At 73.6% G+C, this 13,387-nt stretch carries 12 protein-coding genes; 7 read left to right on the top strand and 5 right to left on the bottom strand.

Annotation, left to right across the window (positions count from 1 at the left end; translation table 11 throughout):
• Positions 1-15 precede the first annotated feature (15 nt).
• Complete coding sequence (locus BJY14_RS09380; protein WP_179843248.1) at positions 16-2,538, top strand: M14 family zinc carboxypeptidase; 2,523 nt, start codon at positions 16-18, stop codon at positions 2,536-2,538.
• 42 nt (positions 2,539-2,580) lie between these two features.
• Here BJY14_RS09380 and BJY14_RS09385 read toward each other — a convergent pair whose 3' ends face one another.
• On the bottom strand, positions 2,581-3,255 hold the full coding sequence (locus tag BJY14_RS09385; RefSeq protein WP_312879091.1) for a peptidyl-tRNA hydrolase: 675 nt from the start codon (positions 3,253-3,255) through the stop codon (positions 2,581-2,583).
• 100 nt (positions 3,256-3,355) lie between these two features.
• On the opposite strand from BJY14_RS09385, the gene BJY14_RS09390 reads away from it, so the two are divergent.
• Complete coding sequence (locus tag BJY14_RS09390) at positions 3,356-4,426, top strand: Rv1352/Rv1906c domain-containing protein (RefSeq protein WP_179843249.1); 1,071 nt, start codon at positions 3,356-3,358, stop codon at positions 4,424-4,426.
• 1 nt (position 4,427) lies between these two features.
• On the opposite strand, the gene BJY14_RS09395 is transcribed toward BJY14_RS09390, so the two are convergent.
• The gene (locus BJY14_RS09395) at positions 4,428-5,015 is read right to left on the bottom strand and encodes an HAD family hydrolase (protein WP_179843250.1); all 588 of its coding nucleotides are present in this window, start codon (positions 5,013-5,015) and stop codon (positions 4,428-4,430) included.
• 125 nt (positions 5,016-5,140) lie between these two features.
• Between BJY14_RS09395 and BJY14_RS09400 the strand changes: the two genes are divergently transcribed.
• Positions 5,141-5,809: a TetR/AcrR family transcriptional regulator gene (locus BJY14_RS09400; RefSeq protein ID WP_179843251.1), complete on the top strand. Its 669-nt coding sequence runs from the start codon at positions 5,141-5,143 to the stop codon at positions 5,807-5,809.
• On the opposite strand, the gene BJY14_RS09405 is transcribed toward BJY14_RS09400, so the two are convergent.
• Complete coding sequence (locus tag BJY14_RS09405) at positions 5,796-7,937, bottom strand: MMPL family transporter (protein ID WP_179843252.1); 2,142 nt, start codon at positions 7,935-7,937, stop codon at positions 5,796-5,798. The two genes, BJY14_RS09400 and BJY14_RS09405, sit on opposite strands and share 14 nt — an antisense overlap.
• Before the next feature lie 260 nt (positions 7,938-8,197).
• Between BJY14_RS09405 and BJY14_RS09410 the strand changes: the two genes are divergently transcribed.
• A complete protein-coding gene (locus BJY14_RS09410; protein ID WP_179843253.1) occupies positions 8,198-8,428 on the top strand; it encodes a hypothetical protein in 231 nt (76 codons plus the stop codon).
• Between the two features lie 269 nt (positions 8,429-8,697).
• Here the strand turns inward: BJY14_RS09410 and BJY14_RS09415 are convergent, their stop codons facing one another.
• Together BJY14_RS09415 and BJY14_RS09420 are read right to left on the bottom strand one after the other, a co-directional pair.
• Positions 8,698-8,997, bottom strand: a complete 300-nt coding sequence (locus BJY14_RS09415; RefSeq protein ID WP_179843254.1) for a Dabb family protein — start codon at positions 8,995-8,997, stop codon at positions 8,698-8,700.
• A gap of 20 nt (positions 8,998-9,017) precedes the next feature.
• On the bottom strand, positions 9,018-9,482 hold the full coding sequence (locus tag BJY14_RS09420) for a flavodoxin family protein (protein ID WP_179843255.1): 465 nt from the start codon (positions 9,480-9,482) through the stop codon (positions 9,018-9,020).
• A gap of 165 nt (positions 9,483-9,647) precedes the next feature.
• On the opposite strand from BJY14_RS09420, the gene BJY14_RS09425 reads away from it, so the two are divergent.
• The 3 genes from BJY14_RS09425 to BJY14_RS09435 all read left to right on the top strand — a co-directional run bounded on the left by BJY14_RS09425 (position 9,648) and on the right by BJY14_RS09435 (position 13,316).
• Positions 9,648-11,345, top strand: a complete 1,698-nt coding sequence (locus BJY14_RS09425; protein ID WP_179843256.1) for an MprF family protein — start codon at positions 9,648-9,650, stop codon at positions 11,343-11,345.
• 69 nt (positions 11,346-11,414) lie between these two features.
• Complete coding sequence (locus tag BJY14_RS09430; RefSeq protein WP_179843257.1) at positions 11,415-12,587, top strand: serine hydrolase domain-containing protein; 1,173 nt, start codon at positions 11,415-11,417, stop codon at positions 12,585-12,587.
• A 33-nt stretch (positions 12,588-12,620) separates the two neighbouring features.
• The gene (locus BJY14_RS09435) at positions 12,621-13,316 is read left to right on the top strand and encodes an endonuclease V (protein ID WP_179843258.1); all 696 of its coding nucleotides are present in this window, start codon (positions 12,621-12,623) and stop codon (positions 13,314-13,316) included.
• Positions 13,317-13,387: the final 71 nt, after the last annotated feature.

A 13,387-nucleotide genomic window follows, 5' to 3' on the forward strand; every position in this document is an offset into this window, starting at 1 on the left:
GCCACGTTGTGCCTCATGAGAGCCCGAAAACTGGCGCTGCCTGTGCTGATGGCCGCGTCCCTGGCGGTCCCGGCGTCGCTCGCCGCGCCCGCCGCCGCGCTGCCGGCCGCGCCGGCGTCCGGCTGCGACCCGACACGGACCGCACCGGTCTACCGGGGCAAGGTCCCCTCCCCCGAGCAGGTCCTCGGCTTCGACCTCGGTGAGCGCCCGGTCAGCGCCGCCGAGTCCGACACCTACCTGGAGACGGTCGCCGCCCGGAGCGAGCGCGTCGTGTCCGGGACGCTGGCCACCACCGCGCAGGGACGTCCGCTGAAGTACGCGATCGCCGGACGGCCCGAGCTGATCTCCAAGGCCGGGCTGGCGAAGGTTCGCTGGGAGGCCGGGCGGCTGCGCGACCCCCGCACGCCGGCCGCGCTCGCCAGGCGGATCACCGATCGCGGCGTCCCGATCCTGTGGGTCAGCGGCAACGTCCACGGCGACGAGCCGAGCGGGACGGACGCGGCGCTGCGGGTGCTGCGCGACCTCGGCGACCGCTCCGACTGCGCCGCGACGGGGATCCTCGCCAACGCGCTCGTGATCGTCCTGCCGACGCAGAACCCGGACGGGCGCACGCTGCAGACGCGGCAGAACGCCTACGGCTTCGACATGAACCGCGACTGGTTCGCGCGCACGCAGCCGGAGACCGACGGCAAGCTCGCGATGCTGAACCAGTACCCGCCGGCCCTCTACATCGACGCCCACGAGATGGGCGGGGACTCGTTCTTCTTCCCGCCGAACGCCGACCCGATCTACCACGAGACGCCCGAGCAGGCGATCGGCTGGATCAACGACCTGTACGGCGCGTCGATGGCGGCCGAGTTCACCCGGCAGGGCATCGACTTCTTCAACAGGGACGTCTACGACCTCTTCTACCAGGGCTACGGCGACACGGTGCCGACCAGCGCTTTCCACGCCGCCGGGATGACCTACGAGAAGGGCGACGAGAGCCCGTACCCGGACCGGGTGAAGGAGCAGTACCTCACCCAGTGGGTGTCGCTGTCGGCTGCGGCGCGCAACCGGCACCGGATCCTCACCGAGTGGCGCCAGATGACGGTGGACGCCTACGCGCAGGGCAAGGCCGGGAAGCTGGAGCCCAACCAGATCTACAACCCGCCGAACACGGTCGACCGCCAGGTGCCGGACCGAAAGGTGCGCGGCTACTTCCTGCGCGACGACGACCCGGCCAAGCGCGCCGAGGTCGCGCTCGTCGTGCGGCGGCTGCAGCGCATGGGCGTGCGCGTCGAGAAGCTCACCCGGCCGCTGGCCGTCCCGGACTTCAAGCCGTACGGGCGTCCGGAGGCCGCGACGACGCTGCCCGCGGGCACGTACTGGATCTCGATGGCGCAGGGCCAGAAGCACTGGATCCAGTCCATGCTGAACGAGGACTCCTACACGCCGTTCCCGTACTTCTACGACGTGACGGCGTGGAGCCTGCCCCTGCTGGGCAACGTGGCCGGCGGGTCGTCCGGCGCCGTCCTGCACCCGCGGTCCGTCCCGCTGCGGACGCTCCCGGAGGCGCGTCCGGGCCACGACGGCAAGGCGCCCAAGCTGGGCGTCCTCCAGCTGTCGGGGACGTCCTCGTCCGCGCGGCAGTCGGCCGGATGGCTGAGGCACCGCCTCGACCGCGACTGGAAGCTGCCGTTCACGCTGCTCACTCCGGCGGACGTCGCGGCCGGCAGGCTCAAGGGCGTCGAGGTCCTGGTCACGCCGAACGGCCCGGCCGCGTCGGCCTACACGGCGCTCGGCGACGCCGGGCGCGCCGCGCTCCAGCAGTGGACGCGGGACGGCGGCCGCTACATCGGCTGGCAGGGCGGCACGCAGCTCGCGGCCCGTCTCGGCCTGACGACCGCGACGCTCGCGGAGCCGACGTCCGACATTCCCGGCACGCTGCTCCGCGTGAAGGTGGACGGGGCGAGCCCGCTGTCGAAGGGCGTCGGCGCGACGGCGTGGAACTTCACCTCCTACGACCCGGTCATGAAGGCGTCCAGCGGCGTCGTCGTGTCGTACCCGCAGGCGGATTCGCCCGACTGGTTCGTGTCCGGGTTCGAGCGCGGCGCGTCCGAGCTGGGCGGCACCGCGGCGGTCGTCGACCAGCCCCTCGGAAAGGGACGGTCCGTGCTGTTCGCGGCCGAGCCGAACTTCCGCGCGTTCAGCGACGGGACGGCCAAGCTGCTCCACAACGCGATCCTCGGCCCTGACCCCGCCAAGGCGGCGGCGCCGCAAGCGGCCGCGACGGCGAAGGCGGCCCAGGAGGCGGCGCAGCTGCCGTCCTACGAGTCGCCGATCCGTGTCTCGGTCAAGGCCGCGGACGCCGCGAAGGCCGAGTCCCTGCTGCGGGCCGCCGACGCGACGTGGACGCGGCGCGGCGCCGGCGGCGTCGTCCACTACGTGATCGACAACCCGCGGGGTCTGCCGGCGGACCACCACCCGTTCGCCGGGCGCCTGCCGTCCCTGATCCGCAAGGCCGGGATCACCCCGGTCGCGGTCGTCCTTCCCTGACCCGTCCCGCGCGGCGCGCCGGCCCCTCCGGCGCGCCGTGCCCTATTTCCGCACCAGCCAGGCGATCGCGGTCATCGTGCCGGGCGGGACCTCGGTGAAGCCGCCGTCCCGGACCGCGACCGCCGCCTCCTTCACGCACCGGTCCCACGGCACGTCCCGCGCCAGGTGGACGGGGGCGCCCGCCTCGATCCACGCCGCCACGTGCCGGCGGCGGCCCTGGCGGAGCAGCAGCTGGGCGGCGTGCCCGCACTGGGCGGCGGCCTTCCCCGTCGTCATCGTCACGTCCGGATTGAGCGCGATCACCGCGTACGGGGGTTCGGGCGGCGGCGCCGCCTCCTGCGCGTGTGCGAGATCGAGGCCCGCGACCTGGAGCTTGGCCAGCTGGGGCGGGACGTCCGACACCGGCCCCGGCGGGAACGCCCGCACCTGGGCCCCCGCGTGCCGGACGGTGACGCCGGGCAGCGCCTCCGCCTCCGGCCAGCGGACGCCGCGGGCCCGCCGCGTCACCTTCCGGATCCGGCGCGACTCCCACTCCCGGACGGCCTCCCGCCACTCCCCCTCGGGTTCGGCGGCGCGCGGGTCGCTCAGCAGCAGGACGACCGCCGTCGCCGCCGCCTCGCAGACCGCGTCGTGACTGGGCGGATCGGCCTTCTCGGCGCGTACCACCAGTTGCATCGCCCACGGCGGGTCGTCAAGGGGGTCATAGTCGGGTCGCACCCGTGGAGTATTCCAAACCGCGTTCCGCTTCCCGGGAGCGGTAGTGGGTACTGCAACTCTTGCCGTCCCCCGGACGTCGTTCAGGTACGGGAGGTCGCCGGTGACCCATGGCGCATGGAGTGATTCCATACCGGGAATCGGGACGTTCTTCGTCGGTATCGACGTCGCCCCCGGCCGCTACCGCTGCGAGGACGGCAAGGGCGGCTGGTGGGTGCGCTTCACCGGCCCGGGCGGGGGCGATCCCGTGGGCTCGTGGCCGCTGCCCGCCGGCCCGACCGAGATCGAGATCGCGCAGACGGACTTCGCGTTCGAGACGCATGTCTCCACGTCCTGGCGGCGCATCGCACCGCCCCGCTCCCCCGAGGACGGCGCCCCGGCCGAGCCGCGCCCGGTCGCCGACCCGGCGCTGCGCGCCGAGCTGGACACGATCGTCGCGCGCCGCAGGCCGCTGGTGTGGCTGGCGCCGCTGTCGGTCCTCGCCCTCGGCCTGCTCGGCTCCCCGCTCCTCGGCTCGCTGTGGCTGATCGGCCTCGGCATGCTCGCGGTGCTGGTCGCGCTCGGCACCCCGTCGATCTCGCTGGACCTGCGGCGCGCCCGGGAGTTGGAGCGGCGCCGCGACCGCTACCTCGTCCCCGAGGACTTCGACGACGACGGCCGCGCGCTGCTGGCCCGCGTCCAGGCGGCCGTCGACGCCGTCCGCGACTCGCAGGTCAACCGCGAGGGCCTGCTGGACGCGGTGGACAACGCCGTCACGCTGCCACGTCAGGAATGGGAGATCGCGCAGGTCCTGGCGAAGCAGTCGAGGCTGCGCACGGACCACGCCGACATGGCCGGGACGGAGACGATCCCCGAGGTGCAGGCGGCGCTGCGGCCGCTGCGCGACAAGCTCGACACCTCGGTGGAGGCGGTCACGCGCCGCATCGAGGCCCTGGAGCGGTACGCCGAGCGCGCCAGGTCTGCCGACGAGGTACTGCGCGCCCAGCGCCACCTGGAGTCGATCGCGGAGAAGGCGCACGAGTACGACGAGCTGCTGGCCGACACCGTCCGGGACGACCTCGCGCTCCCCGCCATCGAACGCCTGACCGAGCAGGGCGACGAGCTCCTGCGCACCCTCCGCGAGCGCCTCGCCCAGGCCGCCGAAGCAGGCGGCGAGCTCCCGCCCCCCGCCTAGGTCAGGTGGTGAGGGCGCGGACTTGTGCCGGGGACATGAAGAGTTCGGCGCGCATGCCGGTCTCGCGGGCGGCGAGGACGTTGCGTTCGTTGTCGTCGAAGAACAGGACGTCGGCGGGGTCGACGCCGAGGCGGCCGGCGCAGATCTCGTAGGCGCGGGGGTCGGGCTTGGCGACGCCGATACGGCAGGAGTAGACGCGCTCGTCGAAGCGGGAGAGCCAGGCGCCGTGCCGGGCCTCGAAGCGGGGCACCAGGTCGCCGATGATGTTGGAGAGCAGCCCGAGCGTGCGCCCCTCGTCGGCCAGCTCGCCGACGAGGGCGACCATCTCCCCGTCGACCTCGGTCCAGCTTTCGAGGTCGGCCTCGGTGAGCGCGGGGACGTCGGGGAACGTGGCGCCGAGCAGGCCCGCGACGTCCGCCCAGTAGGAGGCGCTCTCCTGGCCGGCGTCGTAGGCGGGGCGGCAGGCCCAGTAGGCCTCCCAGAACGCGGGGCCCGGCGTCCCGGCGATCTCCTCGATCCGCCGCACCGCCTCGGGCGTCTGGGTGCGGGCGATCACTCCGTACAGGTCGAACACGATCACATCGGGCATGCCACGAGCCTATTCGGCGCGGGCGGCGGCCCGGGAAACCTCTGTAGCAAGCGCTTGGTGCACGTCGTACGCTGGTCCGGCCGCCGAATCGAGCAAGCGGTTGGGCGACACGGCATAATGAGAGGGTGACGACCACGAGCGCCAAGTCCGGACGATCGAGAACCCGCGGCGCCGGCGAGGACGCGCCCCGCCGCCGCGGCCGCGGGTCCCCCGCGCTGGCGTCCGAACGGCGCGCCCACCTGGTCAGGCTCGCGGCCGAACTGTTCGCCGAGAAGGGGTTCCAGGCCACCACCGTCCGCAACATCGCCGACGAGGCGGGCATCCTGTCCGGCAGCCTCTACCACCACTTCGACTCCAAGGAGTCGATCGTGGACGAGATCCTGTCCGGGTTCTTCACCGAGATCATGGCCTCCTACCAGGCGGTGATCGACGAGAACGAGAACCCGCGGGACACGATCGCCGGGCTGGTCCGGGTCGCGTTCGGCACCCTGGAGCCGCACCGCGCCGCGATCACGGTCATGCAGAACGACTGGAACTACCTGCGGGGCATGGACCGGTTCGCCTACCTGACCAAGTCCGAGGACGAGGTCGAGAAGATGTGGGTGACCACGCTCCAGGCGGGCCAGGAGGAAGGGCTGTTCCGTCCCGACCTCGACCCGAAGCTGACCTACCGGATGATCCGCGACACCGTCTGGGTGGCCGTCCGCTGGTTCCGGCCCGGGGGCCGGCTGAACGCCCAGGGGCTCGCCGAGCACTACCTCAAGGTGATGTTCGACGGCATCAACCTGCACTAGCCCGCAGGCTCGCCCGTTCCGGGCCCGCCTCGCGCGCGGGACGGGAGGGCAGGATCCGCCGCAGCGGCCCGGGGAGCCACCAGTTCGCCTCGCCGAACAGCTCCATCAGCGCCGGGACGAGCACCAGCCGGACGACGGTCGCGTCGATCAGGATCGCGACGCCGAGGCCGAGTCCCATCTGCTTGACGGCGACGTCCGCGCCGAGCAGCACCGACAGGAACACCATCACCATGATGGCGGCCGCCGCGCTGATCACGCGGGCGGTGCGCGACAGGCCGAGCGCCACGGCCTCGCGGGTGGGCACGCCCTCCTCGTAGGTCTCGCGGATGCGGGACACGAGGAACACCTCGTAGTCCATGGACAGCCCGAACAGGATCGGGAACATCATCAGCGGCACCCAGGTGGTGACGGGCATGTCCGCCGGGAAGCCGAGCGCGCGTCCCGCCCACCCCCACTGGACGACGGCCGTCAGCACCCCGTACGCGGCCGCGATGGACAGCAGGTTCATCAGGGCGGCCTGGACCGCCACCGTGACCGACCGGACGAGCCCCACGAGCAGCAGCAGCGACAGGCCGACGACCACGGCGATCAGCAGCGGCAGCCGGGTGGAGACGCTCTCGGCGAAGTCGATCGAGGCGGCGTTCGGGCCGCCGACGTAGGCGCGGGCGCCCGTCCCTCCGGCGGCGCCGGGGATGACGTCGTCGCGCAGCGTGTGGACGAGGCGGGGCGTCCGCTCGTCCTGCGGGCCGGTCTTCGGGAACGCCATGACGATGGCGGCCTTCCCGTCCCGGCTGGGACGCGGGGGCTGGACGGCCGCGACGCCCGGCGTCCCGCGGACCGCGTCCGCGATCCGTCCCGCCTCGGCGGGGCCGCCGCCCTCGGTGACGATGACGAGCGGCGCGGCGGTCCCGGGCCCGAAGCCCTCCGCCATGATCCGGCTGGCCTGGTAGCCGCTGTGGTCGTGCGGCTGGGTACTGGAGTCCGGCAGGCTCAGCCGCATCGACAGCGCGGGCACGGCGAGGACCAGCAGGACGGCGGCCGCGCACAGCCCGGCCACGACCGGGTGCGTCTGGACGACCCGCGCCCAGCGCTCGGCGAGCGGGCGGCGGGCCCGGCCGAGTCCGGGGACGCGGAGCCGGTCGATGGCGTGCCCGGCGAAGCCGAGCAGCGCGGGCAGCAGCGTCACGGCGGCGAGCATCGTCATCAGCACGGCGACGCCGGCGGCGACCGCCACGCCGTTCAGCAGCCTCTGCTGCATGATGAACAGGCCCATGAGCGCGATCACGACGGTGGTGCCGGCGAACAGCACGGCCCGTCCGGCGGTGGTGACCGCGGTGACCGCCGCCTCCTCCGGGCCGGCGCCCGCGTGCATCTCCTCCCGGTGGCGGGTGACGATGAACAGCGCGTAGTCGATGCCGACGCCGAGCCCGATGAGCGCCGCGATGATGGGGCTGAAGGACGGCGCGGGCAGCAGGTGCCCGAGCAGCATGATCAGCGCGAGCCCGGTGCCGATGCCGAACAGCGCGGTCACGATGGGAAGTCCCATCGCCAGCACCGACCCGAACGCGACCAGCAGGATGACGATGGCGGCGAGCAGGCCGATGCCCTCGGACGGGCCGCCGCCCGGCGTCTCGGCGGCGTCCACCGCCGACCCTCCGAGCTGCAACCGGACGGGCCCGGAGTCGGTGCGCACGTCGTCCAGGAGCGCGGTCACGTCCGCTCTGGGCATGTCGTCGGAGGGGACGTCGAGGCCGCCCGTGGCGAAGGCGGTCCGGCCGTCCTCGGAGATCTGCCCGGGCGTCTCGTACGGCGATGCCACCGACGTGACGTGCGGCGTCCTGGCGAGCCGGTCGAGCGCCCGCTCCACCCGCGCCTTCACCTGCGGGTCCCGTACGCCGGCGTCGGCCCGCACCGCCAGCGTGATGGAGTCGCCGCTGCGCTCCGGGAAGTGCTCCTCCAGCAGGTCCGACGCCTTCGCCGAGCCGGAGCCGCCGCCGGAGAAGTCGTTCAGCGGTTCGGCGGCGAAGCCGAAGCCGAGCGCCATGACGGCGATCGTGCCGGCGATCCAGCCCGCCAGTGTCAGGCGCCGTCTCCGGTAGCAGAACCGGGCCAGCCTTGCGAGTCTCATGGGTACCGCCTCCGCGGACGCGCCGCGCCTAGGGGATGTTCCTGCGCGCTCAGCGTCCTCTCCGGTTGAGGCTCGGGGCATCCGGCGGACGGTGTCACCCAGGGAAGCCCGCTACATCCACCGGTGTACATCCGGCGCGGTATCCCACGGTCCGGGGGTCGGAAGGCCCATAGTGTGCTTAGTCACGATTTGCGGAGTAGGAGTGACGCTTTGGTCCGTGGGGACGCTGTCAGGGGAGAGATCTACCGGGGGAGGGCGGCATGACGGCTCGGCAGGGGGCCGCGGGCCGCGACGAGCCCATGCCCGCGGCCCTGCGCGCCGCCACCGCGCGTGCCCTCCAGGCCCAGTTCCCGGGCGTGCGGGTCTGGTACGGCGAGGCGACGGGGTCCTGGTGGGCCATGGTGCCGCTGCGCGAGGGCCCGCGGCTGCTGGAGGCGCCGTCCTCGCAGCAGCTCCGGGAGGAGATCATGAGCATCAGGTCGCGGGGGTGAGCGCGCCCGGCCCGCCGTGCGCCGTCGCTCGCGCTCGGTGAACGCCCGCGTTTCGTGACCGCTCGCGGCGGCCGAACTCCCCCGCGTCCCGCGCACGCCCGGCATTCCGCGAGCGCCGCGTCCGCTTCGCCGCCCGCCGGGAACGGGGCGCGATCCGTTCCCAGCGGGCGTCTCTGAGGAAACTAACCCGAAAAGTCTTCGGGCACAAGCGCTTGCTCGGTTTCACTCTCGGGGCGGCGCCGCGGCGCCGCCCCTCCCGTGCCGGTCCGCTAGAGCTCGTACTGGATGGACGCGCGCTCCGCCGTGATCGGCGTGATGTAGTCGTCGACCGCCGCGCGGTGGACCGGATGGTCGCGGTAGACGAGGTAGTCGTCCAGACCGGCGAAGTCCGCGACCACCGCGAAGTCGTACGCGCCGGGGTTCACCCCGGCGTTCACCCCCACGCCGTACTCCCGGATCTCCGGGATCGCGCCGGGCAGCTCGCGCAGCTTCGCCGCGACCTCGTCCTGCTGCCCGGTCGTCGTGCCTTCGATCCATCTGAACAGCGCTATGTGCCGGAAACCACTCATGGCGGCACGCTACAGCCGCCTCACCCGCCCCGGACGTCTCCGAGCTCCGCCGCGGCGATCGCGCCGAGTTCCCAGCACGCCTCCAGGTCGGCCTTGCCGGGCTCGCCCGTCACCACCACGGGCGGCTGGACGGCCTTCCACTTCAGCCCGGTGGTGATGGCGTCCAGGGCGCGCACGGCGCCGGTGGCGTCGTTGTTGCCGTGCAGGAAGGCCCCGAACGGGCGGCGGACCGTCTCCTCCAGGCACGGGTAGTAGATCTGGTCGAAGAAGTGCTTCAGCGCACCGGACAGGTAGCCGAGGTTGACCGGCGAGCCGAGGAGATAGCCGTCGGCCTCCAGGACGTCCACGGCGGTCGCGGACAGCGCCGCGCGGGACACGACCTCCACGCCCTGTACGTCGTCGGTCGAGGCGCCGGCGCGCACCGCCTCGACCATCGCCTGGACGGACGGCGAGGGCGTGTGGTGGACGAGCAGCAGCCTCTTCATCACCACGAGGCTAGCGGTGTCCCGCCCCCGCGGCCGGGTATGCCCGGATCGAAGTGTCCGGCCCGCCGGTGCGGCCGTACGCTGGATCAAGGCCCCATAACAACGACCGATCCCGGGAATGAGTTCCGGAAGATCTTGGTTGGGGGCTCAGCGGAGGTGTGCTTCGTGCTATCGGACGAGTCTTTGCGGAGGGACGGCCTTTCCCGCCCTCCGGCCGCGGGCGGGCCGGCGACGGCGCCCCACGCGCGCCCCGTCTGGCCGCTCGCGCTGACCGCGGCCCTGGTCGCCGCACTGATCGCGGTGCCCGCGTTCGCGGGTTCCCCGCACTGGCTCGGCCGGCTTTCCCAGGTCGTCACCGGCAGCCCGCTGAGGCCGGAGCACGCCGTCGTGCTGGCGCTGGCGCTCGCGCTCGTCGCCCGCGGCGCGCTGCTGCGCCGCCGCGCCGCCTGGTACGGGCTCGTCACGCTGGCGCTCCTCGGCCTGCTCGCCGTGGTGTCCGGCGACGACCCGCCGTGGCGGCTGCCGCTGCTCGCCGCCGCCCTCGGCGGGCTGTGGCTGGAGCGCGGCCGGTTCCCCGTGCGCCCGCACCCCGAGCGCGTCCGCACGGCCGTGAAGACCGGCGCGCTGCTGCTCGCCGCCACGACCCTCCTCTCCCTGGTCCTCGGCGGGGTGTCGGTCCGGTCGGTCGGCGACGTCGCGAGCGGCCTCGGCGCCACCGGCGCGCCCATGGACGGGGCGTCGTGGCTGCCGGGCGTGCTCGGCCTCGCCGGGGCCGCGGGCCTGCTCGTCCTGGTGATCACCCTTCTCGCGCCCGATCCGGCGCCCCCGCCCGGCGACGAGGCGGAGCGCGCCCGCGTCGCGAGCCTCGTCCTGCACCCCGGCTCCGACACCCTCGCCCCGTTCGCGCTGCGCCGCGACAAGGCGTACGTGTTCAGCGCGGACGGCCGCGCCGCGATCGGCTACCGGGTCCTGTTCGGCATGGCCGTGGCGGGCGGCGACCCGGTCGGCGACCCCGCCTCGCACGCCGACGCCGTGCGGGCGTTCCTCGCGATGTGCCGGACGACGGGCTGGCGACCGGCCGTCCTCGGCGCGAGCGGGGCCCTGCTCCCCGCCTGGGGGCCGTGCCGCTCGATCGGCTTCGGCGACGAGGTCGTCATCCGTCCCGCCGAGTTCACGCTGTCCGGCCGGAAGATGCGCAACGTCCGGCAGGCCGTCAAGCGCACCGAGAACTTCGGCGTCTCGTCCGAGATCCTCCCCGAGCGGGAGCTCACGCCCGCGCTGCGCGACAAGCTGCTGGACGTCGCGTCCCACTCCCTCGGCGGCGCCGCCGAGCGCGGCTTCTCCATGAACCTGGACGAGCTGCTCACCGGGTACCACCCGGGGGCGATCGTCGCCATCGCCTACGGCGACGACAAGGAGCCCATCGCGTTCCAGCGCTACGTCACCGCGGGCGAGGGCATCAGCCTGGACGCGATGCGCCGCGACCCCGGCGGGCCGAACGGCGTCAACGAGCGCCTCATCGTCGAGATGGTCGACTACGCCGCCGAGCGCGGGCACGGGGTCGTCTCGCTGAACTTCGCCGCCTTCCGCGAACTGCTGGACTCCGACGAGCGCGGTCTGCTGGAGAAGGCCGGCTACCGGGCGCTGCACCTTCTCGACCCGTGGATCGCGGTGGAGTCGCTCTACCTGTTCGACAAGAAGTTCAGGCCGTCCTACAAGCCGCGCAGCGTGGTCTTCCGGTCCTGGTTCGACATCGCGTGGCTGGCGGCGGCGCTGCTCACGCTGGAGTTCGGCCGGACGCGTCCCGCCCAGCGCGCCGCCGGTCCGGTCACCGAGCCCGTCCACCACCTGGGCCGCTCCTGAGGCGGTCCCGGCTCGGCGGCACGTCCTAGAACGTGATTCTATGGAGGTCCCCGCCTGAGAGGACCGCGCATGAGCAGCACGGTGCAGGGCCACTGCGACCCGGCGTTCGCCCGCGTCCGCGCGGTGTTCGAGGAGCACTTCGCCGAGGGACGCGAACTGGGCGCCGCCGTCGCCGTCTACGCGGGCGACCGCAAGGTCGTCGACCTGTGGGGCGGCGTCGCCGACCGCCGCACCGGGCGCGCGTGGCAGCCCGACACGCCCTGCTTCGGGTTCTCCTGCACCAAGGCGGTGACGGCCGCGGCGGCGCTGCTGCTCGCCGAGCGCGGCGCCTACGACGTCGACGGCCCGGTCACGGACTGGTGGCCGGAGTTCGGCGCCGCGGGCAAGGATGGCGCGACCGCCGAGCACCTGCTGTCGCACCAGGTGGGGCTGCCCGCGTTCGCGCGTCCTGTCTCGGCGGAGGAGGCGGCGGACGCCCCGGCCCGCGCGGCGGAACTGGCCGCGCAGGAACCCGAGTGGACGCCCGGCGAGGGCCACGGCTACCACGCGCTGACCTACGGCTGGCTGGCCGGTGAGATCGTCCGGCGCCATTCAGGCGGCCGGACGGTCGGCGCGTTCGTGAAGGACGAGTTCGCCCGCGACCTGGACCTGTGGGTCGGCGCACCGGACGAGGTGATCGAGCGGGCCGCGAAGCTGTCGGCGGGCCGGCGCACCGGCGGCGGGACCGACGCGCCCAGGACCACCGAGCACGACGTCCTGACCAGGCTCGCCGAGGCCTACACCGACCCGCGGAGCATGATGAACCGGTCGCTGAACAACCCGCACCCGGGCAAGGGCGGCTACAACAACCCGGTCGTCCTGCGCGCGGGATGGCCCGCCGCCGGGATGACCACCACCGCCCCCGCGCTCGCCGGCTTCTACCGCGACCTCACGGCGGGCCGGATCCTGCGTCCGGACACGCTGCGCGAGGCCGTCCGCCCGCGCGTCAGCGGCCCCGACCGCACGCTGCTCGTCCGGAGCTCCTTCGGCCTCGGCTTCATGCGCCCCTCGCAGACCTTCTTCACCCCGAGGGCGGGACGGGAGTCGGCGTTCGGCCACACCGGCGCGGGCGGCTCGGTCGGGCTCGGCGACCCCGAGGCCGGGCTCGCGCTCGCCTACCTGCCGAACCTGATGGGCGACCAGGCGTCCGGCGACCTGCGCGCCTACAGGCTGACGCAGGCGGCGTACGCGTCGCTGTCGTGAGGACCGCGCCGAGCGAGCGGTAGCGTCCTGTCCATGGACGTACGCGATCTGCATCCCTGGCCGTCCACACCGCGGGAGGCCGAGGAGATCCAGGACCGGCTGCGTCCGATGCTCGAACTCGATGTCCCGGGCCCGGCCGCGCCGCGTACCGTCGCGGGCCTCGACGTCTCCTACGCGGGCGACGGCGGCGGCGCGGGCGACCGGCTGGCCGCCGCCGTGGTCGTTCTTGACGCGGCGACGCTGGAGGTCGTGGAGGAGTCGGTCGCCGTAGGAACGGCGGCGTTCCCCTATGTCCCGGGTCTGTTCGCGTTCCGGGAGCTGCCCACGTTGCTCGAAGCCCTCCGCGCCCTGGAGACCACGCCCGACCTGCTCGTCTGCGACGGCTTCGGCATCGCGCACCCACGCCGCTTCGGGCTCGCGTGCCACCTCGGGGTGCTGACCGGGCTGCCGTCCATCGGCGTCGGCAAGACCGCGTTCGTCGGGACGTACGAGCAGCCGGGCCCTCGGCGCGGCGACGCGAGCCCGCTGCTGGACGGCGGCGAGACCGTCGGACGGGTCCTGCGGACCAGGGACGGCGTGAAGCCGGTGTTCGTGTCCGTCGGCCATCGCACCGGCCTCGACGCCGCCTGCCGTACCGTCCTCGCCCTGACGCCCGAGTACCGGCTGCCGGAGACGACGCGCAGGTCCGACCGGCTGTCGCGAGACGCACTCGCCGCGCGCTCCGGGTAGCGCGCCCGCCCCGGAAGATGGCAGGCTCGTCCGAAGAAGCAGGCCGGGGGCCCATCAGGCCACCCGCGACC

The organism is Actinomadura luteofluorescens, assembly GCF_013409365.1.
Classification (GTDB): domain Bacteria; phylum Actinomycetota; class Actinomycetes; order Streptosporangiales; family Streptosporangiaceae; genus Spirillospora; species Spirillospora luteofluorescens.